This is a genomic window from Streptomyces sp. NBC_00663, from assembly GCF_036226885.1.
Taxonomy (GTDB): Bacteria; Actinomycetota; Actinomycetes; order Streptomycetales; family Streptomycetaceae; genus Streptomyces.
On record NZ_CP109027.1, the window covers coordinates 7,091,699 to 7,117,778 of the forward strand.

Below are 26,080 nucleotides of genomic sequence, written 5' to 3' on the forward strand. Positions count from 1 at the left end.
TCTGTCAGGATGGAGTCATGGGTCAGCCGGTGGAACGCGAGTCAGGAGAAGCGGCACACTCCGATCTTCCGCCGGGGCAGCGACTACAGCGTGGCTGGCCCGTCACGCACTACGGCCCGGTCCCCAAGTTCCGGCCCGAACGCTGGGAGTTCCGGGTCTTCGGGGCCACCGCGGACAGCGAGAAACGCTGCTGGAACCACGAGGAGTTCACGGCCCTGCCGTACACCTCCGTGGTGGCGGACCTGCACTGTGTGACCAAGTTCAGCATGCTCGGCGCCGAGTGGGGCGGGGTCCCCGCCCGGACCGTCCTGGAGATCGCGCCGCCCGCGCCGGACGTCACCCATGTGATGGTGTGGGCCGAGTACGGCTTCAGCTCCAACCTCCGTCTCGCCGACTTCGCCGCCGGGTCCACGATCTTCGCCACCCACAAGGACGGCGAGCTGCTGACCGCCGAGCACGGCTTTCCGCTCCGCCTGGTCGTGCCCCACCTGTACGCCTGGAAGGGGCCCAAGTGGGTCCGAGGCGTGGAGTACATGACCGCCGACCGCCGTGGCTTCTGGGAGGAGCGCGGCTATCACAACGTCGGCGACCCCTGGAAAGAGCAGCGGTACTCGTACCAGGAGGAGCCCGGGGACGGCCCCGAGCTCTGACTCCTGGTCGTTCCGGATTCTTTCCGGTCAGTGGTGGTGCTGGTGCACGACCGCGTGCCCCTTGCCGCGGCCGATCATCCACTTGTTCACCGGCACGGTGGCGACGAACGCGATGACCAGCGAGATCGCCAGCGCACCCCAGAACAGCAGGTCGCCCAGCTCCGCGTCCATCGCGCCCGGCCACAGCACGATCACCCCGTTGTCGACCAGCTCCATCACGGCGATCGACAGGGTGTCCGCGGCCAGCGCCACCTGCACGGCGGCCCGGAGGCCGAGGCCGGAGCGGAGCACCCCGCGCAGGGTGAGCGAGTAGCCGAAGAAGAACGCCAGGACGATCGCGAGGATCGTCGTCGGCAGGTTCCCCCAGCCGAACGCGGTGCCGATCACCATGCCGAGCACCTCGCCGATGGCGCACCCCGTGAGGCAGTGGAGGGTGGCCTGGACGGCCATGGACCAGCTGCTGCCGGGCGCCTGGTGGCCCTCGTGGTGGTGTGCGTGTCCGGCGTGCGCCTCGTGCTGCATGAGTGCCCCCAATGTCGGATGACGGTTCCTGCATCGAGCAAGAACCGTATACCCCCAGGGGGTATTCCGTAACGGGTTATCCGTCGCGAAGTTTCTTCAGCCGCTCCACATCCGCCGTGTGCCCCTCCTTGCCGCCGGGCGTCTCGATGATCAGCGGTACGCCCTCCGTGGCGGGGTGGGTCATCAGCGCCCGGAACGGGTCCTCGCCGATGTGGCCCGCGCCGATGTTCTCGTGCCGGTCCTTGTGGGCGCCGACGACGTCCTTGGAGTCGTTGGCGTGGATCAGCTTCAGCCGGCCCGCACCGACGGTGTCCACCAGGAGGTCGAGGGTCTGGTGCATACCGGTCGGGCCGGTCAGGTCGTGGCCGGCGGCGAAGATGTGGCAGGTGTCGAGACAGATCCCCAGCTTGGGGTGGGCGTCCAGCGCCTCGAAGTACGGCCCGAAGTCCCAGGTGCGCGAGCAGAGCGAGGAGCCCTGTCCGGCCGTCGACTCCAGGAGCAGGAACGGGTCGTCGTCGTGGGTGAGTTCGTCGAGCAGCGGCAGCAGATGCTCCCGGACCTGCTTCAGCGCCACGGACCGGTCCCGCCCGCCGGTCGCGCTGCCCGTGTGCACGACCACGCCGAGGGCCCCGATCTCCCGCCCACGCCGCAGCGAGTGCCGCATGCTCTCCACCGACTTCTCCACGGTCGCCTCGGTGTGCGAGCCGAAGTTGATCAGATACGGGGCATGGACGTACGCCGGGATCGACTCGGCCTCGCACGCCGCGCGGAACTCCTCGTCCTGCCGGGGGTTGCCGACGGGGGTGGCCCAGCCGCGCGGGTTGGCCACGAAGACCTGTACGGTCTCGGCCCTCAGGTCACGGGCGTAGGACAGGCCGACGGAGTTCAGACCGCCGGCCACGGGGACATGGCCGCCGACGGGGTTGCGCTGAGTCATCACCCGTTCAGGGTGTCATGCGCGGCCCGATGCCCTGCCGGGGGTCCGGGGTCCGGTCGACGTCCGGGCCCGGGGTCCGGGCCCCGGTCTCAGCGGATCTCGATCGTGATCGTCGACCCCTTGGGCGCGGTGTCGCCGCCGTCCACGGACTGGCTCTTGACGGTGTCACCGAAGAGCCCGAGGATCCCGCGGTCCTCGTCGACCTCGAACCCGGCGGCCTCCAGCGCGGCCTTCGCGTCGTCCACACTGTCGCCGACCACGTCCGGGACCTCGACCATCTCCGGACCCTTGGAGATCGTCAGCGTCACGGTGTCGCCCTCGGCGGCCTCGCTGCCCTCGCCCGGGGTCTGGGCGGCGACCTGGCCCTTGTCGTACTCGGAGTTGACCTGCTCGGTGGCGACCTTCACCTTCAGGCCCGCCTCCGTCAGATCCGCCTTGGCGTCCTCCAGGCTCTCGCCGGTGACGTCCGGGACGTCGACCCGGCTGCCCTTGCTGACGACCAGGGCGACGGCCGTGCCCGCGTGGAGTTCGGTACCGCCCTCGGGGTCGGTGCGGATCACGAAGCCCTTGATGACGTCGTCGCTGAACTCCCGGGTGACCATGCCCGGTTCCAGACCGTCGTTCTTCAGCCGGAGCCGCGCCTTGTCCAGCCGGTAGCCCTTGAGGTCGGCCAGCTTCACGGTCTCGGGGCCGTTGGAGACGGTGAGCGTCACCGAGTCGTTGTTCCGTATCCGGGTGCCCACGTCCGGGTCCGACTTGACGACTCTGCCGCGCTTCACGGTGTCGCTGTACACGCGCTTGACCTTGGCGACGTCGAGGCCCTCCTGGGAGAGCCGCTCACGCGCCTGCGCCTCGGTCTTGCCGATCAGCGCCGGGACCTTGGTGAACTGGCCGGAGTTGATGTACCAGACGCCCGCGCCGACGCCGAGGATCAGCAGCAGGGCGACGACGATCGCGAGCGGGCCGCGCGGAACGCCCGAGCCGCGGCGCCGGGGCGGCGGGGGCGGTGGGGTCGCGAACCGGCTGGTGCGATGGAGCGCGGACTCGTCGTCCTCGTTGACCGGCAGTGGCCGCGGCACCGTGAGCGAGCGCGGGATCACACTCGTCCGGTCCTCGGTGTTGTTGTGCTCGGTGGTCAGTGCCTGCGGCGGTACGGCGTCCAGCTGGTCCTCGCTGAGCGCGGCACGCGCCTCGCGGGCCTGGGCGAGCAGCGCCACCGCGTCGTACGGGCGGACGTCCGGGATGCGGGCGGTCGCCGACGCGACCAGCTCGTCCAGCTCGAACGGCAGGCCCGGCACGATCGCCGAGGGCGGCGGCACGTCCTCGTGCAGGTGCTTGTAGAGGACGATGGCGGGGGAGTCCCCGTCGTGCGGCTTCTCGCCGGTCAGCATCTCGTACAGCACGACACCGCACGCGTACACGTCGACGCGGGCGTCGGCGGCGCCCGGCTGCTCGATCTGCTCCGGCGCGAGGTAGGAGACCGTGCCGAGCACGGTGCCGGTGGTGTTGGTGACGGTGTCGACCGAGCGGACCAGCCCGAAGTCGGCGACCTTGACCCGGCCGTCGTCCCCTATCAGCACGTTCTCGGGCTTCATGTCGCGGTGCACGAACCCGGCGCGGTGCGCGGCCCCGAGCGCGGCCAGCACCGGCTCCAGGATGTCGAGCGCGGCCCGGGGCTGGAGCGCCCCGCGGTCGCGCAGCACGTCACGCAGGGTGCAGCCGGCGATGTACTCCATGGCCAGATAGACGTACGACCCGTCGGTGCCCTGGTCGAAGACCTGCACCACGTTGGGGTGGGCGAGCCGGGCGACGGACTTGGCCTCGCGGATGAAGCGGTCGACGAAGGTGGCGTCGGCGGCGAGGCCCGGGTGCATGACCTTCAGGGCGAGCACACGGTCGAGGCGGGTGTCCAGGGCCCGGTAGACCGTGGCCATCCCGCCGACGGCGATCCGCGCTTCCACGCGATACCGGCCGTCGAGCACCTGCCCGACCAGCGGGTCCTGAAGGGTCGTATCCACGCAGGTGAGTGTACGAGCCGTGACTGACAGGGCCGGGGGTTCGGGTGAGATCGGGGCGGGACTGAAGCCGAGCTGTGACGGACCTCGCACCCGCTCCCGAATCTCATCGAACGTACGTTCAGAACGCTGGGCGTTCGGGGTCCAGGCGCGCCAACCCCTCGGCGGGGGAGGACGCTTCGGCGAAGTGGCGCTTGGGAATGCGGCCGGCCCGGTGGGCCAGCCGGCCCGCCTCGACCGCGTGCCGCATCGCGTGTGCCATCAGTTCCGGCTCCTGGGCCCGTGTCACCGCCGAGGCGAGCATCACACCCGCGCAGCCCAGCTCCATCGCGAGCGCCGCGTCGGACGCCGTACCGGCTCCCGCGTCCAGGATCACCGGCACGCGCGCGTGCTCGACGATCAGCTGGAAGTTGTGCGGGTTGCGGATACCGAGCCCGGACCCGATGGGGGAGCCCAGCGGCATGATCGCCGCACACCCCACGTCCTCCAGCTTCCGGGCCAGCACCGGGTCGTCGTTGGTGTACGGCAGCACCGTGAACCCGTCGTCGACCAGGGTCTCCGCCGCCTCCAGGAGCTCGATCGGGTCCGGCAGCAGGGTGCGCTCGTCGGCGATGACCTCCACCTTGATCAGATCCGTGCCGAGCGCCTCGCGCGCGAGGCGGGCCGTCAGCACCGCCTCGCCCGCCGTGAAGCAGCCGGCCGTGTTCGGCAGCACCTGGATGCCGAGCCTCGTCAGCACGGACAGGACCGAGCCGTGGACGTTCGGGTCCACGCGCCGCATCGCGACCGTCGTGAGTTCCGTGCCCGAGGCGACCAGCGCCCGCTCCAGCACGTCCAGGCTGGGCGCCCCGCCCGTGCCCATGATCAGCCGGGACGAGAACGTTGCAGCGCCGAGGACGAAGGGATCGTCGGCCATGGGTCAGCCTCCTTGGACGGCGGTGAGGACCTCGACGCGGTCCCCCTCGGAGAGGGACGTCGACGGCCACTGCGCGCGCGGGACGACGGTTTCGTTGAGGGCGGCGGCCACTCCGGAGGGCGCCGGGGTGAGGGCGCGCACGACGGTGTCGAGCGCCGTGCCGGGAGCGAACCGACGCGGCTCCCCGTTGACGGAGATGTTCATGCGGGCTGCTCCGTGAGGTGCTTCGTGAATCGCCGGGGAGTGAAGGGGCGGGCCTCGTCCGGGAGTTCGCCGGTGGTGAGGGCGTGGGCCAGCGCGTCCCCGGTGACCGGCGTCAGCAGCACCCCGTTGCGGTAGTGGCCGGTGGCCAGCAGCAGGCCCGGCAGCTCGGTCGGGCCGAGCAGCGGGGCGTTGTCCGGGGAGCCGGGGCGCAGACCCGCGCGGGTCTCCGTCAGCGGCAGCTCGGTGATGCCGGGGACCAGCTCATGGGCGTCGCGCAGCAGCTCGTACACCCCGCCCGCGGTCACCGTCGTGTCCCAGCCCAGCTCCTCGCTGGTCGCCCCGATCACCAGCTCGCCGTTCTCGCGCGGCACCAGATAGACCTGGCTGCCGCGCACCACGGCCCGCACGGTCCGGCTCAGGAACGGCGCGTAGCGGGGCGGCACGGTCAGCCGCAGCACCTGGCCCTTCACGGGGCGGACCGGGGGCAGGACGGCGTCCGGGACTCCGGCGAGGCGTCCGCTGAGGCTGCCCGCCGCCAGCACGACCTGGCCCGCGCCCAGCCGCGTACCGTCGGTCGCCGTGACCCCGGCGGCCCGGTCCCCTACGACGTCGAGCCGCTCGGCCCAGTCGCGATGGAACACCACACCCGCCCGCTCACAGGCGGCCAGCAGCGCCTTGGTCAGCCGCCGAGGGTCGATCTGGTGATCGCCGTCCACCCGGAGGCCGCCGCGCACGCCCGGCGCGAGCATCGGCTCCAGACGCCGGCACTCCCGCCCGGACAGCCACTCGGACTCAAGGCCCGACTGCTGCTGCAAGGCGTGCAGTTCGCGCAGATGGGCTCGGTCGTCGGCGTCCAGGGCGACGGCGAGCGTGCCGCAGCGGCGGTAGCCGAGGTCGAGCCCGGTCAGGTCGGTCAGCTCGGCCGCGAACTCCGGATAGCGGCGGGCCGAGGCCAGGTTCAGGGCGAGCAGGGTCTGCTCGCCGTAGTGGAGTTCGGTGACGGCGGCCAGCATGCCGGCCGCCACCTGGGCGGCCCCGCCCCCCGGTTCGGGGTCCATGACGGTGGTGGCGAGACCGCGCTGCGCGGCCCGCCAGGCCGTGACGAGGCCGATGATTCCGCCCCCGACGACGAGGACGTCTGACGTACGTGAGGACATGGGCGTCCAGCCCCTCCCTTCGCCGGCATGACCCGGATCAGGTTCGTACGGTCGGAGGCCGCCAGCCTCCCTCTCAGCCCGGTGCGTCCGGGCTCCCGCGAGTGCTCTACGTTGGCCACCCTAGCTCTTGGTTTTGCGCTTTTGTAAGGAGGCCCACTGTCATGGCCCGCTCGCTGGACGGCCTCGTCCTCGCCCCCGTCGCCGACCAGGCCCCAGGTCAGGTGGGCACCCGCACCCGGTTCACGTACCACGAGAAGGACGGCGAGATCTGGGCCGAGTACGCGGGCGGCGACGTCGTCCGCGGGCATCTCGTCGGCACACGGGAGGGCGATCGGCTCGACTTCCGGTACGTGCAGCTCAAGACCGACGGGACGACGTCGAGCGGGCACTGTGTGTCCACGGTCGTGGAGCTCGCGGACGGGCGGGTGCGCCTGGCGGAGCGCTGGGAGTGGGAGTCACAGGCGGGCAGCGGCACCAGCGTGGTCGAGCAGATCGCGGATGAGGGCCGGATCGCGGAGGGTGTGCAGCAGGTCACGGCGCACGACCGCTGACTGACAAATTGTCAGGTGACTATGGTGATCAGGTGAGCGACGAGACGGATACGCAGGCGCGGCGGCGCGTGGTCGTGGTCGGCGCGGGCATGGCCGGCGTCCAGACCGCGGTGGCCCTGCGCGAACAGGGCTTCACCGGCACCGTGACCCTGATCGGCGCGGAACCCCATCAGCCCTACGACCGGCCGCCGCTGTCCAAGGCCGTGCTGCTCGGCAAGGCCGAGGGCTCCGCCTTCGAGGTCGACTTCGAGGCACTCGGCATCGAACTGCGCCTCGGCGTGGAGGTCCTGGGCGTCCGCCCCGCCGACCACGAACTCGACGCCGCGGGCGGGCCGGTGCCGTACGACGTCCTGGTCCTCGCCACCGGCGCCGAACCGATCCGGCTGCCCGGCGCGGAGGGCGTCCCCGGCGTCCATCTGCTGCGCACCCTCGACGACGCCGAACGGCTGCGGCCCGTACTCGCCCGGCAGCACGACATCGTGGTCGTCGGCGCGGGCTGGATCGGCGCCGAGTTCGCCACCGCCGCGCGCGACGCGGGCTGCGCGGTGACGGTCGTCGAGGCCGCCGACCGGCCGCTGGCGGGAGCCCTGCCCGCCGAGGTCGCCACGCCGATGACCGCCTGGTACGCCGACGCGGGGGCCGCACTGCGCACCCACGCGCGCGTGGCGCACATCGAGCCCGGCGAGGTCGTCCTCGACGACGGCTCCCGGCTGCCCGCCGACGCCGTCGTGGTCGGCATCGGGGCCCGCCCCGCCACGTCCTGGCTGTCCGGCTCGGGCGTCGACCTCGGCGCGCACGGCGAGGTCGTGGCCGACGCCGGGCTGCGTACCTCGCTCCCGGACGTGTACGCCGTCGGCGACTGCGCGTCCTTCCCCTCGGGGCGCTACGGCGAGCGACTGCTGGTCCACCACTGGGACAACGCCCTCCAGGGCCCGCGCACGATCGCGGCCAACATCATCGGCGAGACGCCGTCGGTCTACGACCCGGTGCCGTACTTCTGGTCCGAGCAGTTCGGCCGTTTCGTCCAGTACGCCGGCCATCACGCGTCCGCCGACACGGTCCTGTGGCGCGGGGACCCGTCAGGGCCGGCCTGGACGGTCTGCTGGCTGCGCGAGAACCGGCTGGTCGCGCTGCTGGCGGTGGGCCGGCCGCGGGATCTGGCGCAGGGGCGGCGGCTGATCGAGGCGGGGACGGAACTGGACCCGGAGCTGCTGCCGGATCCGGGCAGGCCGCTGAAGGCGGCCGTGGTCTAGCGGAAATGTCAAGGTAGGGGCCGTTTCGGGTGGCCCCGGCTTCCGACTGTCAGTGCGGGATGGCAGGCTTGATTCCGTGACCGAGATTGACGCAAAGATCGATGCTCTCGTCCCCGCCTGGCTCACCCTCCCCGACATCGCAGAAATGCTGGATGTCGAGGTGACGCGTGTGCGGCAGCTGGTCAAGGAGGGCCAGCTCATCGCCGTACGCCGAGGTGAGAACCGCGCACTGCACGTCCCCGCCGCCTTCATCGACGGGGCCGAGCAGAAGGTCGTCAAGGGCCTCACCGGGACCCTGACGCTCCTGCGGGACGACGGCTTCAGCGACGAAGAGATGCTGGAGTGGCTCTTCACCCCGGACGACAGCCTCCCCGGTACCCCGGCCCAGGCCCTCAGTGAGAACCGCGGCACGGAGGTGAAGCGCCGCGCCCAGGCGCTCGCCGTCTGACCTGAACACCGTCCGGCCCCAGGGTCCGTCTGCCGTAGCTGCGCGCCATGTCTCCGTGTAGCTGCGGGCAGTCGTGCCGCTGGGGCCGGACGGGTCGGCGCGGCGGCACCCCGCGAGCGCGGGCGAGCGACACCCACCCCCGGCCCACCACGGCGTACCGGCATGCCCCCGCACAGCCCACCTGTGGTTCACTACCGCCCGCCGAGGCCGACCGCACTCGCCCGAGGCCCGTACGCCACCGACACCGGGGGACCGAACATGACCGACGCAACCGACGCGACCGACTCCGCCCGCACGGCCCGCGCCCACCTCGCCGACGCCCGCGTCTACCTCTGCACGGACGCCCGCAGGCGCCAGGGCGACCTCCCGGAGTTCCTGGACGCGGTCCTGGCCGGCGGTGTGGACATCGTGCAGCTCCGGGACAAGGGCATGGAGGCCGCCGAGGAACTGGAGCACCTCCAGGTCTTCGCCGACGCCTGCGCCCGCCACGGCAAGCTGCTCGCCGTCAACGACCGTGCCGACGTCGCCCACGCCGCCCGCGCCGACGTACTCCACCTCGGCCAGGGCGACCTCCCGGTCCCCGCGGCCCGCGCGATCCTCGGCGACGACGTCCTCATCGGCCGCTCCACGCACGCCGAGTCGGAAGCCGCGGCGGCCGCCGTCCAGGACGGCGTCGACTACTTCTGCACCGGCCCCTGCTGGCCCACCCCCACCAAGCCCGGCCGCCACGCCCCCGGCCTCGACCTGGTCCGCCACACCGCCGCCCTCCGCACCGACCGCCCCTGGTTCGCCATCGGCGGCATCGACCTCGGCAACCTCGACGAGGTCCTGGAGGCGGGCGCGGAGCGTGTCGTCGTCGTACGCGCCCTCACGGAGGCGGACGATCCCGGCGCGGCGGCGGCGGAGTTCGCCAAGCGCCTGCGCCAGCGGTGACCTGCCCCGACAACGATCGTTCTGTTGTCCACGGCCCACGGCCCACGGCCCGCTGTCCGAAAACTGTCCGATGGGTGGACAACAAATCGACAATTCGGGCAAATATCCGTGATCTGGTTGGGTGACCAGCGCCCCCTGGCTAACCTGCCGGTATGGCCCTCGGAACCGCATCCACCAGGACGGACCGCGCACGCACCGTGCGCGACATCCTCGCCACCGGCAAGACCGTGTACTCGTTCGAGTTCTGGGCTCCGAAGACGGAGAAGGGCGAGCGGAACCTGTGGAACGCGCTGCGGCGGGTCGAGGCGGTGGCCCCCGACTTCGTCTCCGTGACCTACGGCGCCGGCGGCTCCACCCGCGCGGGCACCGTCCGCGCCACCGAGCGGATCGCCGCGGACACCACCCTCACCCCGGTCGCCCACCTCACGGCGGTCAACCACTCGATCGCCGAGCTGCGCAACATCATCGGTCAGTACGCCGACGCCGGGATCCGCAACATGCTCGCGGTGCGCGGCGATCCGCCCGGCGACCCCATGGGCGACTGGGTGCCGCATCCGCAGGGCCTGACGTACGCGGCCGAACTGGTCCGGCTCATCAAGGAGTCGGGTGACTTCTGCGTCGGCGTCGCCGCCTTCCCCGAGATGCACCCGCGCTCCGGCGACTGGGACACGGACGTCGAGCACTTCGTCGACAAGTGCCGGGCCGGCGCCGACTACGCCATCACGCAGATGTTCTTCGAGCCGGATTCCTACCTTCGCCTCCGCGACCGGGTGGCCGCCGCCGACTGCTCCACCCCGGTCATCCCCGAAGTGATGCCGGTCACGAGTGTGAAGATGCTCGAACGGCTTCCGCAGCTCAGCAACGCGTCGATCCCCTCTGCCCTGAAAGAGCGGATCCTCACAGCAAAAGACGATCCGGCCGCTGTACGCTCCATCGGTATCGAATTCGCCACCGAGTTCTGTGCGCGGCTGCTGGCCGAGGGAGTGCCCGGACTGCACTTCATCACGCTCAACAACTCCACGGCGACGCTGGAAATCTACGAGAACCTGGGCCTGCACCACCCACCGCAGGCCTAGACCGGCCGCACGGATATACGACACACTGCGTAGCGGTTACTGGGAGAGGGGCGTACATGGGCTGGACGGTCCTCTACATCGCGTTCGGAGTCGTCGCGCTGTGGTTGCTCGGCGAGGTGCTGCTCCAGTACAAGGCGCGCCTGCGCTGGCGCCTGCTCGCCTTTGCGGGCTTCGTGGGCGTCGTCCTCGGTGTCCTGATCCCGTCGGTCGTCGTCATCGGACTGGGCGCCATCGCCTTCGCGATCGGCCAGACCTACGTCACGCTCTCCTTCCGCCGCGGCTTCGAGCAGGGCTGGGCGGTCAATCCGCCGGCGGCCCTGGGCGGGCTGGCCGGCGGCAAGCGCCGTGAGCGCGGCCGCGAGGAGCCGACCCTGGAGGTCTCCGACCTGGAGGCGACCGACGCCGACTACGGCGACGCGGGCAACTACCGCCAGGACACCGCCGGTTACGGCGACGACTACGACCGCGACGACGTGTTCACGCCCGCCCGCCCCGCCGCGGCGGCCGAGACCACCGCGGTCTACGAGCCCCAGCCCATGCCGGACGACACCGGCTCCTACGGCATATACGGCGACACTCCCTACCCGGCGGCGGCCGACGACGGCACCTACGCCGGCCAGGACCAGTACGCGACGGCGGCCCAGGGCGCCGACCAGAACTACGCCTACGACGGCTACACCGGCTACGACCAGCAGCAGTACGGCTACGACACGACCGGACAGCAGCAGTACGCCGCCTACTCCGACCCGTACATCGGCACCCAGACCTACGGTGGCGGGTACGACACCTCCTACGGCGGCCAGCAGCAGTACGGCCAGCAGGCCTACGGCCAGGACCAGTACGGCAACCCCACTTACGGCGGCGAGGCCCCGGCCGGCGGTGTCTGGGTCCCGCAGCAGCGCACCGACGACACCTACGGCGGCGAACTCCCGCCGGAGCAGCCGTACCCCTACCAGGGCAACGGCCAGCAGGGGAACGGCTACGACGAGCAGTACCGCTTCTGAGCGACGGTCACCCGGAGCCGGCGGCTTGCGGGGCCGTCACTGAGAGCCCCGGAAGTCCGGTCCCTCCACGATCAGCCCGGCGACCAGCGCGCCCGACATGCCCGCGTGCGGGAGACCGCCACCGGGGTGCGACCAGCCGCCGACGGTGAACAGACCAGGCAGCTCCGTCCGGTTGGAGGGGTGCAGCAGCCGCCCCTCGGCCGCGGCGAGAGCCGGGGCCGGTACCGCGCCGCCCTCCGAGCCGGTGGCGTCCGCGATGTCGGCCGGGATGCGTACCTCACGCCAGAGAAGGCGCTCGCGCAGGTCCGGTACGGCCCGCTCGGCGGCGGTGATGAGCTTGTCCGCGTGGTCGGCGAAGACCTCGGACTCCGGCCGGTCGCCGCCGGGGTGGGCGGGCACCGTCGCGGTGAGGGTGACGGCCTCGTGGTCGAGGTCCGGGACCAGGGCGGGGTCGTCGGGCCGCAGGACGGTGAGTGTGGGGCGCGCGTCGAGACCCGAGGGCGAGCCGAACAGCAGGGACAGCTCACGCTGCCGGTCCTCCGCGTGCACGACCGTCTTGTGTGCCACGCCCTTCGGGCGTCCACCACGCAGCGCCAGCAGCACCGTCAGACGGCTCGGCAGCCCGCCTCGCGGCGGGATCTGACCGTCGGCCCGGACCGCTGAGCCACGCACACAACGGCTCAGCACCTCGGGAGCGACCCCGGCGACGACGAACTCCGCCTCCACCACCGAACCGTCGCCCAGCTCCAGCCCGGCCGCCCGGCCGTCCTTCTCCAGCACCCCGGTGACCTCGGCCCCGAAGTGGAACTCCACCCGGCGCGCCACACACCGCTCGTACACCGCGCGCGCCAACTCCCGCATACCGCCGCGGACATACCAGGTCCCGAAGGCGTGCTCCATGTACGGCAGCACCGCGGCGCTCGCCGGGGCGGTGCCCGGGTCGAGGCCGTACGCCAGCGCGTAGCCGTCCAGCAGCGCGGCCAGCCGGGGGTCGCGCAGCTCCCAGGCGCCGATCTCGGCGAGGAGAGCGGCGCGGCGGGTGCGCAGCAGCTTCTTGTGGGGGACCGACGGGTAGGGCTCGCGGTCGGCCAGCACCGACCAGTTGGGCCACAGCGGCTCCTCCAGGAGCGGCCGGCGCGTACGGTCCCAGGCCTCGCGGGCCCGGACCAGGAAGTCGCCCCAGCGGTCGCCGGCCCCCGCGCCGAGCGCTTCGTCCAGCGCCGCCACCACGCCCGCGCGGGACGCGTTCGGCAGGGCGACCTCGGTGCCGTCCGCGAAGAGGTGCCGCGACGACGGGTCGACCTGGACCAGCTCGACGACCGACTCCAGCGGCTCCTTGCCGGTCTTGACGAACAGGTCGCGGTAGACGGCGGGCAGCGGCAGCAGTCCCGGGCCGGTGTCGAAGGCGAATCCGTCGCGCTCGAAGCGGCGCAGCGCACCGCCGTACGTCTGCGTACGCTCGTACACCGCCACCCGGTGGCCCGCGACGGCCAGCCGGGCAGCGGCCGCCATCGCGCCCATCCCGGCGCCGATCACCGCAATCCGTGCCATGCCTGCGACTTTATCGGCCGCCACTGACAGCCCGGGCCGTGGGCCGGTGTGACGTCACCAGCCCGGTGGGTGGCCCGAGCGGCCCGCGAGCCGTCTCTCCTCCCGGCGTTGGGCCCGGCGCCGCAGGAAGCGCCGGATCCGGGAGATCAGGAAGATCAGTATCACCAGCCCGCCGAGCAGCAGCACGGCCGCGATGATCGCCGCCGCCTGCGGGTTGAAGATCGCGAAGGTGACGATGCCGCCGACGCCGAGATCCTCGGCCAGGCTCACGATCACATTGCTGAACGGCTCCGGCGAGGTGTTGACCGCCATCCGCGTCCCGGCCTTGACCGCATGGCTGGCCAGTGCCGTCGAACCGCCGACCAGTCCCGCGACGACGTCGTTGAGCGAGCCGCTCTGACCGGCCAGCACCGCGCCGACCCAGGCTCCTGCCGCCGGGCGGATCACCGTGTGCACGGAGTCCCACGCCGAGTCGACGTACGGGATCTTGTCCGCGACCGCCTCGCACAGGAACAGCACGCCCGCTGTGACGAGCACCTCAGGGCGCTGCAAGGCCGCGGGGACGTCGTCGCTCAGCCCGGTGGAGCCGAAGACGCCGAGCAGCAGCACGACGGCGTACGCGTTGATTCCGCTGGCCCAGCCGCTGGTGAAGACGAGAGGGAGTACCGACACGGACGCGATCGTAACCAGTGGGCGACGGGGCGTCCTGGGCCTGAGTGCGCAGGTCTGAGTATCCGTACCTAGTGGGCGAGATGAGTACGCGCGCGGATGGGGGCCGACCTGCGTGAACGAGAGAGTGGAGCCACGGAGACGGGGAACGGCTCCGGAACCGGCGACACGGGGCGCCGGAATCGGAGCCGCCCCTGATCCGCTCCTTCCGCCGGCGGAAGTCGGCGGGAGCGAGGCACGGGGGCCCGGGGGAACGACCGAACGGGGGTCCAACGGGGGACACGGGGGAAAAGGGAAAACGGGGGAGCACGAGAAGGCGCCGGTTCGAGGTGGCCCGCGGGGGACGCGGCCACAGCGGACCGGCGCTTTCGTGTCTACGCGCGCGTACCCGTACTTGCGCGGCGGCTCATCCCCGGCCGCTCACCCGGCCCTGGAGCAGCCGCGACAGCGCCGAGTGGACGTCGTCCAGGGAGCGCTCCGACTGGAACGCCTTCCAGTCGAGCGCGGCGACCAGCACCATGCCGACGAGGGCCGACGCGGTCAGGGAGACGTCGATGGCCTCATGGAACTCGCCGTTGTCGATGCCCTCGCGCAGCACGTCCTCGACGACCGCCACCGCCTGCTGACGGACCACCAGGAGGGTGGACTGCCAGGCCCGGTTGGTGCGCCACAGCTCGGCCACGTACAGCTGGGTGAAGGCCGGGTAGCGGTCGATGAAGACCAGGCCGGCCCGGATCATCGCGTCCAGGGCGTCCGTCTTGCTGCCGCCGTCCCGGGCGGTCCGTTCCGCCGCCTCCCGGAGGGACGCGGTGAGCAGGCCCACACCGTGCCGCAGCAGCTCCTCGAAGAGGACGGACTTGCTCGCGAAGTTGTAGTAGACGGTGCCCTTCGCGACCCCGGCCCGCTCCGCGATCTCGTCGACGGTCGTGGCGGAGAAGCCCTGCTCGGCGATGAGGGTGACGGCCGCCTCGTAGAGCTTCTGCCGGGTGGCCTCGCGGCGCGTGCTGCCGCTGCTGCTTTCCATGGCCCCGATTGTCACAGCAACCGTGGGCCCGTCGGTCGTCGAGGTCACAGGCTCAGCTCCGGGTGCAGCCGGTCGAGCGTCCACACCTGGCGTCGGCGGGCCGACAGGGCGGTCAGTGCGAGAGCGCCCGCGGTGAAGGCGGTGAGCACCACGCACGCGTGCCACACCGGACCGAGACCGCCGCCCGTGATGAGCCGGCGTAGCGCCTCGACGACGTAACTCATCGGCAGGAAGGGGTGGAGCGCGTTGAAGAAGCCCGGGCTCGTCTGCACGGGGTAGGTGCCGCCCGCGGAGGTCAGCTGGAGCATCAGGAAGGCGAGGACGAGGATCCGGCCCGCCGCCCCGAAGCGGGCGTTCAGCCACTGCACGATCGCCGCGAAGCACGCCGTGACCAGGAACAGGAAGCCCACCGTCCCGGCCGCCCGCACCATCTGGAGGCCGATCGCCCAGTGCAGCACCGACATCAGGGCGACCGTCTGGAGCACTCCGACGGCCACCACCGGCAGCCAGCCGGCCAGCGCGATCCGCCACGCGGGGGCGCCCGCCGCGAGCGCGCGCCGGTTCATCGGCGCCACCAGCATGTACGCCACCATCGCGCCCACCCACAGGGACAGCGGGATGAAGTACGGGGCGAAGCCGGTGCCGTAGTTGGGCGCCTTGTGGAGGTCCCTGGAGACGAGGTGGACCGGGTCGGCCATGACGCCGGTGCGCTGGTCGCGGTCAGCCTTGTCGTAGTCGGGGATCTGGCCGGCGCCGTCGTGCAGTCCGTCGGAGAGCTTCCCGGTGCCGTCGACGAGCTTGTACATGCCGCCGTTGAGGTCCTCGGCGCCCGTCTTGAGCTGGCCGACCCCCTCGTCCAGGTCGCCGGCGCCGGTCTTGGCCGTGCCGAGCCCGGTGTGGAGGGTCTTGGCGCCCGCGGCGACCTTGCCCGCGCCCTCGTTCAACTTGTTGATCTTGGAGACGGCGTCGTCGAGGTCCTCGGAGAGGTTCGGCGCCCGGTCGGCGAGAGCCTGGGCCTGCTCCTGGAGGGTCGCCAGGTTCTTGTCGAGCTTCTTCAGATCGCCGTCCTGGTCGTCCACGAGGGTGTTCACGTCGTCCGCGATCGTCGCCACGTCCGCGGCGGCGTCCTTGGCCTTCTTCAGGTCGGCGCAGGCCCCGTCCGGCAGGACCGGGTTCTCGCAGCGCGCCTTGTAGACGTCGTCCAGGGTGTCGGAGGCCGTGTGGGCGCCCTTGGCGGCGACCGGAGCCGTCTTCACCAGGGTGTCGAGGTTGTCGCGGATCGCCCCTGCGGAGTCCGCGACGAGCTGGGCGGTGTCGCCGATCGTCTTCTCGTTGTCCTTGAGGAACGGGCCCACCTTCTCCGCGACCCCGTTGACCTTGTCGGCGAGGGTCTGGGTGCCCTCGGAGACCTTCTCCGAGCCGTCCTGGAGGTCGCCCGCGCCCTTGTCGAGCTTCTTGAGCCCCTTGGACAGCTTGCCGCTGCCGCTCTTGGCGTCCTTGAGGCCGTCGGCGAGGTCCTTGGAGCCCTTCTCGGCCTTGGCCGTGCCGGTCTCCAGCTTGTCGGCGCCCTTGGCGGCCTTGACCGTCGCGCCGTGGATGTCGGAGAAGGAGATGAAGATCTGGTCCAGGAAGGACCGCGAGGCCTTCGTGGACGCGGCCTGACGCACCTCGCTGAAGACCGTGCGCGAGATCTGCCCGACGATGTAGTTGTTCGCGTCGTTGGTCCTGACCTGGAGCGCCCCGGTCTCGGGGGAGTCGCCCGCGCTGGAGGCGATGCGCTCGCTGAAGTCGGTCGGCATGGTCAGCGACAGGTAGTACGTGCCGTCCTCGACGCCCGCGCGCGCGTCGGCGGCGCTCACCTCGTGCCAGTCGAAGACGTCGCTTTCGCGCAGCCCCTTCGTGATGTCGGCGCCCGCGGTGATCTTCTTCCCGTCGGCGGTCGCCCCCTTGTCGGCGTTCACGAGCGCCACCGGGATGCGGTCGAGCCGGCCGTACGGGTCCCAGAACGACCACAGGTACAGGGCGCCGTACAGCAGCGGCAGCACCAGCAGCGCGACCAGGGCGGCGCGCGGCAGCCTGCCCCGGCCGAAGCGCCGGAGCTCAAGCGCGGCCAGTCGCGGCGAGCGCATCGGCCTTCTCCTTCCCCTCGGTGGACACCTTCACCACGCCGTCCGGGGCCTCGCTGCACACGGCCACGACGGTGGTCCCGGCCTCGGTGAGCGACCTCAGCAGCGCCCAGACCTCGGCCCGTTCGGCGTCCGACAGCTTCAGATCGGTGTCGTCGACGCCGAGCAGCTTCGGACGTCCGATGAGGGCGAGGGCGAGGGACAGCCGCAGCGCCTCCAGCCGCTCCAGATCGCGTACGGCGGTCCGGGAGCCCTTGGGCAGGGCCTCCCGGTCGAGGCCGGCGGCGGTCAGGGCGGTGTCGATCCGCAGTCTGGCCTCGTCGGTGCGCTCCGCGCGGGGCCGCAGCAGCGCACGCAGGGAGTCCCCGAACCGGTGCTGGAGCAGGGCCCGCTCCCGCAGGTGCTCCGCGACGGTGAGGGCCGGGTCGAGGTCGGTGACGCCGGCGACATGCGCGACGGCGCTCATCCGCCGCACCGCCCCGAGCTGCTTGGGCAGCCGTGCCCCGCCCACGGCCGCCGTCCCCTCGGTGGCCTTCATCCGCCCGGTGAGCGCGAGCAGCAGACATGTGCGGCCGGTCCCCGACGGGCCCTCGACCGCGATGAGCGAGCCGGGCTCGGCCTCGAAGGTGATCCCGCGGAAGGCCCACCCCCGTGGCCCCTTGAGCCCGAGGCCCTCGGCTGTGACGACGACTCCGTCCACAGCCCACCCCCTGAGTGTTGAAGCGAGTTTTTGAACTGACTGGTCAGTGCAAAAACTAACCCGAACCTTCGATCGAAGCAAAAGCCCAGGTCAGAACGGATTGTCAGTGGCATACCTCACGATGGGCACATACGGCCACAACGCCGTCACGCAGACGACAGGAGGTTCGTCATGGCCACCTACCACGCAGCAGCCGCCCGTCGGCGCCGCGCCACCGGCCCTGCCCCCTCACTGACCGGACCGGCGAGCGACGTACACCCCGTGCTGCGCCGGACCACGGCCCCGCCCGCCGCCCTCGACCTGCTCGCCCAGGCCCGTGCCGGACTCGACGAGGCCGCCGTCCTGGAAACCCCGAACGAGCGCTATGCGACGGCGCATCTCGCCGCCCTGCGCACCGCCGCCGCCGTCCTCGCCGCGCGCGGACGTCCGGAGCCGACCCCCCGACGCCGGGCCAAGATCCGGAGCGCCTGGGAAGTGCTCCCCGAGATAGCGCCCGAGCTCGCCGAGTGGAGCGCGCTCTTCGCCGCCGGGGCCCGCCGCCGCGCCCGGGCCGAGGCCGGCATCCAGGGCGCGGCCTCCCGCCGGGACGCCGACGACCTCATACGCGACGTGGCGATGTTCCTGCGCCTCGTCGAGCGGATGCTGGTCCTCCAGCCGGTCCTGCCTCAGCCCCGCCAGGACACGGACCACCCGGACCCCGACGACCACCCAGAGAGCAGGGACATGCCGGACGCGGGGTGAACCCCGTCGACGAGCCTCGCGGTCCACCGAAGACAGTGCGCGGCTCAGGACTCGGTCGGTGATGACTCGCTTCGCCGCCCATTAGGGTGGAGGCGCCTGAAACCCTCGCCTTCCGCACCCCGGGCGGGGAGGGTGCCCGTTCGCTCCGCCGTGCATGAGGCGGTGCCGCGCCGAGGAGTCAACTGCCGTGTCGGACCCGCTGCGACCCCGCGCCTCCCTCCGTACCGCCGTGGTCTGGGAGGTCCTCCAGGACGCTCTCGAACGGCGGGTCAAGGCCACGGGCCGGGAGTCCCTGGACGTCCTCGACACCGGAGGCGGCAGCGGCAACTTCGCCGTGCCCGTCGCCCGCCTCGGCCACCGCGTCACCGTCGTCGACCCCAGCCCCAACGCGCTCTTCGCCCTGGAGCGCCGCGCCGCCGAGGCCGGCGTCGCCGACCGCGTCCAGGGCGTCCAGGGCGATGCCCACGGTCTCTTCGACGTGGTCGAGCGCGGCGCCTACGACGCGGTGCTGTGCCACGGCGTCCTGGAGTACGTCGACGACCCCGCCGAGGGCGTCCGCAACGTGATCGCCGCGCTGCGCTCCGAAGGCGTCCTCAGCCTGCTCGCGGCCGGCCTGGGCGGCGCCGTGCTCGCCCGCGCCCTCGCCGGCCACTTCAAGGAGGCCAAGCAGGCCCTCGCCGACCCGAACGGCCGCTGGGGAGACGGCGACCCCGTGCCGCGGCGTTTCACCGCCGAACAGCTCACCGCGCTCGTCGAGGGAGCGGGCCTAAAGGTCGGCGCCGTGCACGGCGTCCGGGTCTTCGCCGACCTGGTCCCCGGAGTGCTGGTCGACACCGAGCCCGGGGCCCTGGAGGCGCTGCTCAAGCTGGAGGAGGCGGCGGCCGAGCTGCCCGCCTTCCACTCCGTGGCCACCCAGCTTCATGTGCTCGGCGAGACGCGGTCGGCGTCCTGAGACCCGTGTGCCGCGTCCTGGTGCGGCGCTGATCAGGGACTTGGGTGCAGATGGAGTACGCCACAGGCCCCCCGATCGGGCGCCCAGCGCCGTATGATCGAGGGAGACCGCCCGGCATGACGGGTCGGCTGCTGGGGAATGCAAGATTCAGCGGCCGGGACGCTCATGGCGGAATCCGGTTGGCTAATTGGCGTAGAGGGGCGGGTTTCACGGGGGCGATTCCCTGCCTATCCTGAAGGGACCCCCCGAGTCGCCCCGGCGACTGCACGATGAGGAGGACTCCGTGCCGCTCTCGGAGCACGAGCAGCGAATGCTCGAGCAAATGGAGCGAGCGCTGTACGCCGAAGATCCCAAGTTCGCGACAGCGCTCGAGGGAAGCGGGCTGCGTACGTACACCCGGCGACGGGTCTACCAGGCGGTCGCGGGCTTCCTCGTAGGTATCGCGCTCCTCATGGCAGGAATGGTCGCCAAGCAGGTCTGGCTCAGCGTGGTGGGCTTCCTCGTCATGCTGGGCTGTGCGGTACTCGCCGTGACCGGCTGGCGCAAGGCTCCCAAGCCGGGCGAACAGCCCGCGGCGGGTGGCGGCCAGCAGGCTAGTCGCCAGCCCCGGCAGAAGCGCTCCATGATGGACCGCATCGAGCAGCGCTGGCAGCGGCGCCGCGACGAACAGGGCGGCCAGTAGCTCGACCCACAGCGAATGAGGGGGTGACCGCCCACGGGGCGGTCACCCCCTCACGCACGCCCTTTGCCCCCCTTGGTTCCCTCGTTCCGGCAGCCGGTCCGGTGAGACAGCTGAGCCCCCGGTCCGCTTCCACGGACCGGGGGCTCACTCGCTGCCGAGCGCCGTCCTAGTTCTGCTGGCCGGACGGCTTGCGCAGGGTCGGCCGGGCCGCCGCCGCCCGGGTCTTGACGCCGCTCCACCACTCCGAGACGGCCCACACCACCCGTACGGTCGAACGCGGGGCGAGGGCCGCCCGCAGTTGCGTGCTCCGCGGTGCCGTGCCGCGCAGCCCGGCGATCGCCCGCCGGACGTCCTCCGCGAGCCCCGCCGTGGGGCGCGGCCGCGGCGCGTACAGCACCTGCTCCACCGCCTCCGCCACACGGTGCACCGAGGCCGCGGCAGCCTCATCGAGATGACCCAGCCGGACGAACCGGGCCGCCGCCTTGCGAGGCGTCTGCGACTCGTCCGGCATGATCCCGAAGTCCCAGGCCGTGTCGGTCAGTTCCAGCCAGACCGCCAGCGTGTGCTGCGCGGCGTCCGCCTCGGTCCGGCCGTGCGCCCCCAGCCGTACCGCCCGGGTCCGGGTCCGCCACAGCCCGGGCGCCAGCGGGATCGCCAGGGCGGCGAGACCGCCGAGCGCCCACGCCAGGAAGACGTACCACTTCGGGCCGTCGCCGTCCTTGGCGAGCGCCGCCGCCGTGGACTCGCTCGGGCAGGCCTCGAGCTTCTTCTGCGCCGCGGAGCAGCTCTCGCTCGCCGACGGCGTGGCGGAGGGCGCCGCGCTCGCCGACTGCGTCGGACGACCGGTGTCCGGCAGGCTGCTGCCCGGGGTCTCGGTCTGCGTGTACTCGGGCTGTGTGCCCCGGGTCGGGGTCGGCTCGAAGCGGGTCCAGCCGACGCCCTCGAAGTACAGCTCGGGCCAGGCGTGGGCGTCGCGCAGCGTGACCGTCACCGATCCGTCGCCCTGCGGTGTACCGGGCGCGAAGCCCACCGCGACCCGGGCCGGAATGCCGAGGCTGCGGGCCATCGCGGCCATCGCGAAGGAGAAGTGGACGCAGAAGCCCTGCTTGTTCTCCAGGAACCGGGCGATGGCCTGCGAGCCGCTGCCCGCCTGGACCTGGGTGTCGTACTGGAAGCCGCCGGTCACCGTGAAGTACTCCTGGAGCTTCACAGCCTCCTCGTAGTGGTTCGAGGAGCCGGCGGTGACCTCGCGGGCGGTCTTGGTGACGATGTCGGGCAGGGACTTCGGCAGCTTGGTGTACTCGCGCTTCAGGGTCGCGGGAGGCTCCGGGGCCGAGGCCAGCTGCTCGGCCGTCGGCCGCACGTCCAGGCTCTTGACCGTGTACGTCTTCCCGCGCGTGGTCTGGCCGTGGTCGCCGACGAGCGTCATGCCCACCGGTTCGTAGCGCCACTTGCCGTCGACCTCCACGCCGCTCGGCGGGTACGGCATCGGCAGCCAGTCCTGCTGGTACCAGTCGGCGGCCGAGATCCGCGTCGTGATCTCGGCACGCCGGACGTCGGCGCCGAGACCGGGCGGGGTGGGGAACTCGTCCGGCACCTTGTCGATTTCACGCTTGGACGGCTTCCACGTGGTGCCGTCGAAGTCGTCCAGGGAGACGATCCGCAGATACTGGGCGCCGGCCGCCTCCGGGTCGGACCGCACGGACAGGACGTCGCGGTCGTCGTCCGCGTTGAGGTTGTCGCGCAGGGACACCAGGGGGTTCACCGCGGAGATCGTGCCCCCGCTGCCGTTGCCACCGCCCGCGCCCGCTCCGACGCCGTCCAGCAGGCCGCCGCTCATCGAGGGCAGGGCGATCGGCACCACGAGGGCCAGGCCCAGCGCGACGGCGCCGATACGCCGCCCGGTGCGGACCGGGGCCACCACGCCGGACTCGCCGCCCGGGGTGCGCGGCGCCCCGCCGAAGACCCGGCCCCACTGGGAGAGCCGGTCGCGTCCCTCGGCGAGCAGCAGCATCAGATAGCCGGCCGCCGCGACCACGAACCACAGCCAGTCGGCACCGCCGTCGGACAGCCCCGCGGCCACGGAGTACAGCGCGAGCAGCGGCAGTCCGGCCGGGGCCGCGCTGCGGAAGGTCACCGCGAGGGTGTCCACCGCGAGCCCGATGACCAGGACGCCACCGAGGATCATCAGCCGGATGCCGTCGGACTCCAGCGGCGCCGGGATCGCGTACCGCGCGATGTCGTCGCTGCCCTGCTGGAGCAGGTCGGCGAAGCGCTGGAAGGCCTCGGGGCCGGGGACGATCCCGGCGACCGCCTGCTCCCGGGTGAAGACCAGGGTCAGCATCATCAGCGTGACCAGGGCCTGCGAGGCCACGGTCAGGGGGCGGGCCAGCGGTACCCGCCGGGTCGCCGCGCCCACCAGCGACTGGACGCCCAGCAGGAAGGCCGCCTGGAGGATCCACGTGGCCGGTTCGACCAGGGGCAGCAGGGCGCAGGACGCCATCAGGGTGGCCGCCCAGGCGCCCAGCGCCAGTCGTGCCCGCCCGCTCATGTCCGTGTCCCCTCACTGCCGGCGCCGTTCGCCGCACCGAGACCGGCGCGCTCGCGGTCCGCCTGGCGCCACAGCTCGCTCAGAGAGCCACCGCGCGGCACGCGCAGCGCCGTCCAGCCGGCCTCGCGCAGCATCCGCAACCGCTCCTCGCTCCGGTCCAACGGCCGGGCCACATCGGTCGGTTCCCGGCCCCAGCCCGCCCCGTCCAGCAGGAAGGCGACCGCGCCTCCGCTGCGCTGGCGCATCTTGGCGGCGACCGTGGCCTGTTCCTCGTCGAGGTCGCCGAAGAAGGCGACCAGCAGTCCCTCGTTGCCGCCGCGCAGCACGTCGTAGGCGCGCGACAGGCCCGTGCCGTCGGAGTGGTCGATCACCGCGAGGGTGTCCATCATCAGGCCCGCCGCGTCCGCCGACTCCTGGCTCGCGCCCGCGAACCCGTCCGCGCCCTCGCCGGGCACCGAGCTGCCGGTGTCCGTCAACAGCCGGACGGAGAAGCCGCGTTCGAGCATGTGGACCAGCGCCGACGCGGTGCCCGAGACGGCCCACTCGAAGGCCGAGTCGGGGCCCGCGCCGTGGAAGGCGAGGCCCCGGGTGTCGAGGAGCACCGTGCAGCGCGAGCGCTGCGGCTGTTCCTCGCGGCGCACCATCAGCTCGCCGTAGCGCGCGGTGGAACGCCAGTGGACCCGGCGCAGGTCGTCGCCGTAGCGGTAGCCGCGCGGGATGACGTCGTCCTCGCCGGCCAGGGCGAGCGAGCGCTGCCGTCCGTCGCCGTAGCCCTTCGCCTCGCCGCTGAAGCGCACCGGCGGCAGCGGCTCCACGCGCGGGATCACCGTCAGGGTGTCGTACGACGAGAAGGACCGGGTCAGCTCGCACATGCCGAACGGGTCGGTCAGACGCAGCTGGAGCGGGCCCAGCGGATAGCGGCCGCGCAGGTCGGAGCGGACCCGGTAGGAGACCTCGCGGCGACCGCCCGCCTCGACCCGGTCGAGGACGAAGCGGGGGCGCGGGCCGAGGACGTACGGCACCCGGTCCTGGAGCATCAGCAGGCCGGTGGGCAGCCGCGACACGTTGTCCATCCGCAGATGGACGCGGGCCTCGCTGCCGGCCGGCACGCGCGCGGGGGAGAGCCGGCGGCTGCCGGCGACCCGGTAGCGGGTGCGGTACAGGACGGTGGCGCAGACCAGGGGCAGCACGGCCAGCAGCAGGCCGACCCGGAGCAGATCGCTCTGCCCCAGGACGTACGCGCAGATGGCGGCGGCGATGCCCGCGGCCAGGAACGACCGGCCGCGGGTGGTCAGACCGGCCAGCGCGGTGCGCACCCCGCCCTTGTCGCCCCGGTCGGGCTCGGAGTGCCCAGCCCCCCCGGCGGTGGTCATCCAAGCCTCCGCGGCGGCTGCTGGCCGTACGCCTGCGTGCCGTGGCCGAGGCCGATGCCGCCCTGCTGCTGGGGCACCGGGGTGCGTTGCAGGATCTCCTGCACGACCTGCTCCGAGGTGCGCCGGTTGAGCTGGGCCTGCGCGGTGGGCAGCAGCCGGTGGGCCAGGACGGCGACGGCGAGGGCCTGCACGTCGTCCGGCAGCGCGTACTCCCGGCCGCTGAGGGCGGCGGACGCCTTCGCCGCGCGCAGCAGATGCAGCGTCGCGCGCGGGGAGGCGCCGAGTCTCAGGTCGGGGTGGGTGCGCGTGGCGGCGACCAGGTCGACGGCGTAGCGCCGGACCGGGTCGGCGACGTGGACGCCGCGGACGGCGTCGACCAGCTTCACGATGTCGTGCGCGTGGGCCACCGGCTGGAGGTCGTCCAGCGGGTTCACCCCGCCGTGGACGTCGAGCATCTGAAGCTCGGCCTCCGCGCTGGGGTAGCCGATGGAGACCCGCGCCATGAAGCGGTCGCGCTGGGCCTCCGGCAGCGGGTAGGTGCCCTCCATCTCGACCGGGTTCTGCGTGGCCACCACCATGAAGGGGCTGGGCAGCTCGTAGGTCTGCCCGTCGATGGTGACCTGCCGCTCCTCCATGGACTCCAGGAGCGCGGACTGCGTCTTCGGCGAGGCGCGGTTGATCTCGTCGCCGATCACGATCTGCGCGAAGATCGCGCCCGGCTTGAACTCGAAGTCCCGGCGCTGCTGGTCCCAGATGGACACACCGGTGATGTCCGAGGGCAGCAGGTCCGGCGTGAACTGGATACGCCGCACCGAGCAGTCGATGGACCGCGCCAGTGCCTTCGCCAGCATGGTCTTGCCGACGCCGGGCACATCTTCGATCAGAAGATGCCCCTCGGCGAGCAGTACGGTCAGCGAAAGCCGTACGACCTCGGGCTTGCCCTCGATCACTCCTTCCACCGAACTGCGGACACGCTCCACAGTGGCGGTCAGATCAGTGAGGCTCGCTCGATCGTCATAGGTCGTCACCCGGCCCTCCTCGGCCCGTTCTTTCTCCGGGCCGACGCGCTGCGATGCGGACCGGCCCACCCCGAATCACGGACACCACGCGGAAATGGTTCCGCGTGACGTCCATCCCCGCATTCTTGCTGCCGTTACCGATTCGTGTCACTCGCCTGTGGACAACTGCCTGCGATATGTCAGGGCTTGCGCCCTTTTACGCATCCGGGAACCGGAAATCAACAGCAGAACGACAGCTTCGGAGGGCGGCTTGACGGGGTCAGGAGGGGTCGACCTCGCGCAGCAGACCCGTCTTCACGTCGAAGACGAAGCCGCGCACGTCGTCGGTGTGCAGCAGGAACGGGCTGGTGCGCACCCGCTGCATGGACTGCCGTACGTCCTGGTCGACGTCCCGGAAGGACTCCACGGCCCAGGCCGGGCGCTGGCCGACCTCCATCTCCAGCTCGGTGCGGAAGTCCTCGGTGATCGCCTCCAGGCCGCAGCCGGTGTGGTGGATCAGGACGACGCTCCGGGTGCCCAGCTTGCGCTGGCTGATGGTGAGGGACCGGATCACGTCGTCGGTGACCACTCCGCCCGCGTTGCGGATGGTGTGGCAGTCGCCGAGCTCCAGGCCGAGCGCGGCGTGCAGGTCGAGACGGGCGTCCATGCAGGCCACGACGGCGACGTGCAGAACGGGGCGGGCGTCCATGCCGGGGTCGGTGAACGCGGCGGCGTACTGCTCGTTCGCGTCGACCAGGCGGTCGGTGACGGCGCCGACACGTATGGCGCCTTCGGATGCGGTGGCGGCTGATGCAGAAGTCGTCATATGCACGACGTTACTGGTCACAGCCGATCCGGTCCTGTGGTGAGAAGGGAAAAAGAGCGTCATCACGTCCTCTTTGTGAGGTAAGCCACAGGGGGGCGGGTGCGTCCGGCCGGGTGACATCCCGCCACCGGTCGCCTCACCCCGATGCCCGGCCGCGACGCGCAGGCCGGTTGATTGACCGCGAGACACCGTGGACTAAAGTGACGCGAAGCGGGAGGCGA

General features: G+C 72.0%; 25 protein-coding genes and 1 riboswitch. Of the genes, 10 read left to right on the forward strand and 15 right to left on the reverse strand.

Annotation, left to right across the window (positions count from 1 at the left end; genetic code table 11):
• Nucleotides 1–17 precede the first annotated feature (17 nt).
• On the forward strand, nucleotides 18–650 hold the full coding sequence (locus OG866_RS32080; protein ID WP_329340115.1) for a sulfite oxidase-like oxidoreductase: 633 nt from the start codon (nucleotides 18–20) through the stop codon (nucleotides 648–650).
• A gap of 27 nt (nucleotides 651–677) precedes the next feature.
• Here OG866_RS32080 and OG866_RS32085 read toward each other — a convergent pair whose 3' ends face one another.
• The 6 genes from OG866_RS32085 to thiO form a co-directional block, all read right to left on the reverse strand.
• Nucleotides 678–1,172: a DUF4396 domain-containing protein gene (locus OG866_RS32085; RefSeq protein WP_329340116.1), complete on the reverse strand. Its 495-nt coding sequence runs from the start codon at nucleotides 1,170–1,172 to the stop codon at nucleotides 678–680.
• A gap of 76 nt (nucleotides 1,173–1,248) precedes the next feature.
• Entirely contained in the window at nucleotides 1,249–2,109 is an 861-nt protein-coding gene (locus OG866_RS32090) for a deoxyribonuclease IV (RefSeq protein WP_329340118.1), read from the reverse strand.
• A gap of 89 nt (nucleotides 2,110–2,198) precedes the next feature.
• Nucleotides 2,199–4,127 carry a Stk1 family PASTA domain-containing Ser/Thr kinase gene (gene pknB, locus OG866_RS32095; RefSeq protein ID WP_329340120.1) on the reverse strand — a complete coding sequence of 643 codons (1,929 nt, stop codon included), beginning with the start codon at nucleotides 4,125–4,127 and terminating at the stop codon, nucleotides 2,199–2,201.
• 118 nt (nucleotides 4,128–4,245) lie between these two features.
• The gene (locus OG866_RS32100) at nucleotides 4,246–5,040 is read right to left on the reverse strand and encodes a thiazole synthase (protein WP_329340121.1); all 795 of its coding nucleotides are present in this window, start codon (nucleotides 5,038–5,040) and stop codon (nucleotides 4,246–4,248) included.
• Between the two features lie 3 nt (nucleotides 5,041–5,043).
• Nucleotides 5,044–5,244 carry a sulfur carrier protein ThiS gene (thiS, locus tag OG866_RS32105; RefSeq protein ID WP_123988618.1) on the reverse strand — a complete coding sequence of 67 codons (201 nt, stop codon included), beginning with the start codon at nucleotides 5,242–5,244 and terminating at the stop codon, nucleotides 5,044–5,046.
• Complete coding sequence (thiO, locus tag OG866_RS32110; RefSeq protein ID WP_329340125.1) at nucleotides 5,241–6,401, reverse strand: glycine oxidase ThiO; 1,161 nt, start codon at nucleotides 6,399–6,401, stop codon at nucleotides 5,241–5,243. Before thiO ends, thiS begins: the two co-directional genes overlap by 4 nt.
• A riboswitch (TPP riboswitch) is annotated at nucleotides 6,399–6,510 on the reverse strand. (Overlaps the previous gene by 3 nt.)
• 52 nt (nucleotides 6,511–6,562) lie before the next feature.
• On the opposite strand from thiO, the gene OG866_RS32115 reads away from it, so the two are divergent.
• From OG866_RS32115 to OG866_RS32140, 6 genes are all read left to right on the forward strand, one after another.
• Nucleotides 6,563–6,952, forward strand: coding sequence for a hypothetical protein (locus OG866_RS32115; protein WP_329340126.1), 390 nt, complete (start codon nucleotides 6,563–6,565; stop codon nucleotides 6,950–6,952).
• A 32-nt stretch (nucleotides 6,953–6,984) separates the two neighbouring features.
• Nucleotides 6,985–8,205, forward strand: coding sequence for an NAD(P)/FAD-dependent oxidoreductase (locus OG866_RS32120; RefSeq protein ID WP_329340127.1), 1,221 nt, complete (start codon nucleotides 6,985–6,987; stop codon nucleotides 8,203–8,205).
• A gap of 76 nt (nucleotides 8,206–8,281) precedes the next feature.
• Nucleotides 8,282–8,653 carry an Rv2175c family DNA-binding protein gene (locus tag OG866_RS32125; protein ID WP_329340128.1) on the forward strand — a complete coding sequence of 124 codons (372 nt, stop codon included), beginning with the start codon at nucleotides 8,282–8,284 and terminating at the stop codon, nucleotides 8,651–8,653.
• 258 nt (nucleotides 8,654–8,911) lie between these two features.
• Complete coding sequence (gene thiE, locus OG866_RS32130) at nucleotides 8,912–9,586, forward strand: thiamine phosphate synthase (protein ID WP_329340129.1); 675 nt, start codon at nucleotides 8,912–8,914, stop codon at nucleotides 9,584–9,586.
• A 152-nt stretch (nucleotides 9,587–9,738) separates the two neighbouring features.
• A complete protein-coding gene (gene metF / locus OG866_RS32135) occupies nucleotides 9,739–10,662 on the forward strand; it encodes a methylenetetrahydrofolate reductase [NAD(P)H] (protein ID WP_329340130.1) in 924 nt (307 codons plus the stop codon).
• 56 nt (nucleotides 10,663–10,718) lie between these two features.
• Entirely contained in the window at nucleotides 10,719–11,666 is a 948-nt protein-coding gene (locus tag OG866_RS32140) for an SCO2102 family sporulation regulator (RefSeq protein ID WP_329340132.1), read from the forward strand.
• 36 nt (nucleotides 11,667–11,702) lie between these two features.
• On the opposite strand, the gene OG866_RS32145 is transcribed toward OG866_RS32140, so the two are convergent.
• The 5 genes from OG866_RS32145 to OG866_RS32165 all read right to left on the reverse strand — a co-directional run bounded on the left by OG866_RS32145 (nucleotide 11,703) and on the right by OG866_RS32165 (nucleotide 17,736).
• Nucleotides 11,703–13,217, reverse strand: a complete 1,515-nt coding sequence (locus tag OG866_RS32145; RefSeq protein ID WP_329340133.1) for a phytoene desaturase family protein — start codon at nucleotides 13,215–13,217, stop codon at nucleotides 11,703–11,705.
• Between the two features lie 54 nt (nucleotides 13,218–13,271).
• A complete protein-coding gene (locus tag OG866_RS32150) occupies nucleotides 13,272–13,889 on the reverse strand; it encodes a DUF4126 domain-containing protein (RefSeq protein ID WP_329340135.1) in 618 nt (205 codons plus the stop codon).
• A 403-nt stretch (nucleotides 13,890–14,292) separates the two neighbouring features.
• Nucleotides 14,293–14,910 (reverse strand): TetR/AcrR family transcriptional regulator, encoded by a 618-nt coding sequence (locus OG866_RS32155; protein ID WP_329340137.1) that lies wholly within the window; start codon nucleotides 14,908–14,910, stop codon nucleotides 14,293–14,295.
• 44 nt (nucleotides 14,911–14,954) lie between these two features.
• Nucleotides 14,955–17,039, reverse strand: coding sequence for a YhgE/Pip domain-containing protein (locus tag OG866_RS32160; protein ID WP_329340138.1), 2,085 nt, complete (start codon nucleotides 17,037–17,039; stop codon nucleotides 14,955–14,957).
• The gene (locus tag OG866_RS32165) at nucleotides 17,011–17,736 is read right to left on the reverse strand and encodes an ATP-binding cassette domain-containing protein (protein WP_329340140.1); all 726 of its coding nucleotides are present in this window, start codon (nucleotides 17,734–17,736) and stop codon (nucleotides 17,011–17,013) included. The genes OG866_RS32160 and OG866_RS32165 overlap by 29 nt, the downstream gene beginning before the upstream one ends.
• A gap of 171 nt (nucleotides 17,737–17,907) precedes the next feature.
• Between OG866_RS32165 and OG866_RS32170 the strand changes: the two genes are divergently transcribed.
• From OG866_RS32170 to OG866_RS32180, 3 genes are all read left to right on the forward strand, one after another.
• Nucleotides 17,908–18,477 carry an SAV_6107 family HEPN domain-containing protein gene (locus OG866_RS32170; RefSeq protein ID WP_329340142.1) on the forward strand — a complete coding sequence of 190 codons (570 nt, stop codon included), beginning with the start codon at nucleotides 17,908–17,910 and terminating at the stop codon, nucleotides 18,475–18,477.
• Nucleotides 18,478–18,664: 187 nt separating this feature from the next.
• Nucleotides 18,665–19,429: a methyltransferase gene (locus OG866_RS32175; RefSeq protein ID WP_329340143.1), complete on the forward strand. Its 765-nt coding sequence runs from the start codon at nucleotides 18,665–18,667 to the stop codon at nucleotides 19,427–19,429.
• Nucleotides 19,430–19,712: 283 nt separating this feature from the next.
• Nucleotides 19,713–20,111, forward strand: coding sequence for a DUF3040 domain-containing protein (locus OG866_RS32180; RefSeq protein ID WP_329340145.1), 399 nt, complete (start codon nucleotides 19,713–19,715; stop codon nucleotides 20,109–20,111).
• A 166-nt stretch (nucleotides 20,112–20,277) separates the two neighbouring features.
• Here OG866_RS32180 and OG866_RS32185 read toward each other — a convergent pair whose 3' ends face one another.
• The 4 genes from OG866_RS32185 to OG866_RS32200 all read right to left on the reverse strand — a co-directional run bounded on the left by OG866_RS32185 (nucleotide 20,278) and on the right by OG866_RS32200 (nucleotide 25,922).
• Nucleotides 20,278–22,662, reverse strand: a complete 2,385-nt coding sequence (locus OG866_RS32185; protein WP_329340147.1) for a transglutaminase TgpA family protein — start codon at nucleotides 22,660–22,662, stop codon at nucleotides 20,278–20,280.
• A complete protein-coding gene (locus OG866_RS32190) occupies nucleotides 22,659–24,035 on the reverse strand; it encodes a DUF58 domain-containing protein (protein WP_329340149.1) in 1,377 nt (458 codons plus the stop codon). The genes OG866_RS32185 and OG866_RS32190 overlap by 4 nt, the downstream gene beginning before the upstream one ends.
• The gene (locus OG866_RS32195) at nucleotides 24,032–25,063 is read right to left on the reverse strand and encodes an AAA family ATPase (protein WP_329340151.1); all 1,032 of its coding nucleotides are present in this window, start codon (nucleotides 25,061–25,063) and stop codon (nucleotides 24,032–24,034) included. The genes OG866_RS32190 and OG866_RS32195 overlap by 4 nt, the downstream gene beginning before the upstream one ends.
• A 250-nt stretch (nucleotides 25,064–25,313) precedes the next feature.
• A complete protein-coding gene (locus OG866_RS32200; RefSeq protein WP_329340152.1) occupies nucleotides 25,314–25,922 on the reverse strand; it encodes a beta-class carbonic anhydrase in 609 nt (202 codons plus the stop codon).
• Nucleotides 25,923–26,080 lie beyond the last annotated feature (158 nt).

Excerpts from the sequence above, each read along its gene's own strand:
- OG866_RS32115 (WP_329340126.1), top strand. The coding sequence starts at position 6,563 with ATGGCCCGCTCGCTGGACGGCCTCGTCCTCGCCCCCGTCGCCGACCAG.
- OG866_RS32160 (WP_329340138.1), bottom strand. The coding sequence starts at position 17,039 with ATGCGCTCGCCGCGACTGGCCGCGCTTGAGCTCCGGCGCTTCGGCCGG.
- OG866_RS32080 (WP_329340115.1), top strand. The coding sequence starts at position 18 with ATGGGTCAGCCGGTGGAACGCGAGTCAGGAGAAGCGGCACACTCCGAT.
- thiO (WP_329340125.1), bottom strand. The coding sequence starts at position 6,401 with ATGTCCTCACGTACGTCAGACGTCCTCGTCGTCGGGGGCGGAATCATC.
- thiS (WP_123988618.1), bottom strand. The coding sequence starts at position 5,244 with ATGAACATCTCCGTCAACGGGGAGCCGCGTCGGTTCGCTCCCGGCACG.
- OG866_RS32100 (WP_329340121.1), bottom strand. The coding sequence starts at position 5,040 with ATGGCCGACGATCCCTTCGTCCTCGGCGCTGCAACGTTCTCGTCCCGG.
- OG866_RS32190 (WP_329340149.1), bottom strand. The coding sequence starts at position 24,035 with ATGACCACCGCCGGGGGGGCTGGGCACTCCGAGCCCGACCGGGGCGAC.
- OG866_RS32185 (WP_329340147.1), bottom strand. The coding sequence starts at position 22,662 with ATGAGCGGGCGGGCACGACTGGCGCTGGGCGCCTGGGCGGCCACCCTG.
- metF (WP_329340130.1), top strand. The coding sequence starts at position 9,739 with ATGGCCCTCGGAACCGCATCCACCAGGACGGACCGCGCACGCACCGTG.
- OG866_RS32155 (WP_329340137.1), bottom strand. The coding sequence starts at position 14,910 with ATGGAAAGCAGCAGCGGCAGCACGCGCCGCGAGGCCACCCGGCAGAAG.
- thiE (WP_329340129.1), top strand. The coding sequence starts at position 8,912 with ATGACCGACGCAACCGACGCGACCGACTCCGCCCGCACGGCCCGCGCC.
- OG866_RS32145 (WP_329340133.1), bottom strand. The coding sequence starts at position 13,217 with ATGGCACGGATTGCGGTGATCGGCGCCGGGATGGGCGCGATGGCGGCC.
- OG866_RS32170 (WP_329340142.1), top strand. The coding sequence starts at position 17,908 with ATGGCCACCTACCACGCAGCAGCCGCCCGTCGGCGCCGCGCCACCGGC.
- OG866_RS32085 (WP_329340116.1), bottom strand. The coding sequence starts at position 1,172 with ATGCAGCACGAGGCGCACGCCGGACACGCACACCACCACGAGGGCCAC.
- OG866_RS32140 (WP_329340132.1), top strand. The coding sequence starts at position 10,719 with ATGGGCTGGACGGTCCTCTACATCGCGTTCGGAGTCGTCGCGCTGTGG.
- OG866_RS32090 (WP_329340118.1), bottom strand. The coding sequence starts at position 2,109 with ATGACTCAGCGCAACCCCGTCGGCGGCCATGTCCCCGTGGCCGGCGGT.
- OG866_RS32200 (WP_329340152.1), bottom strand. The coding sequence starts at position 25,922 with ATGACGCTCTTTTTCCCTTCTCACCACAGGACCGGATCGGCTGTGACC.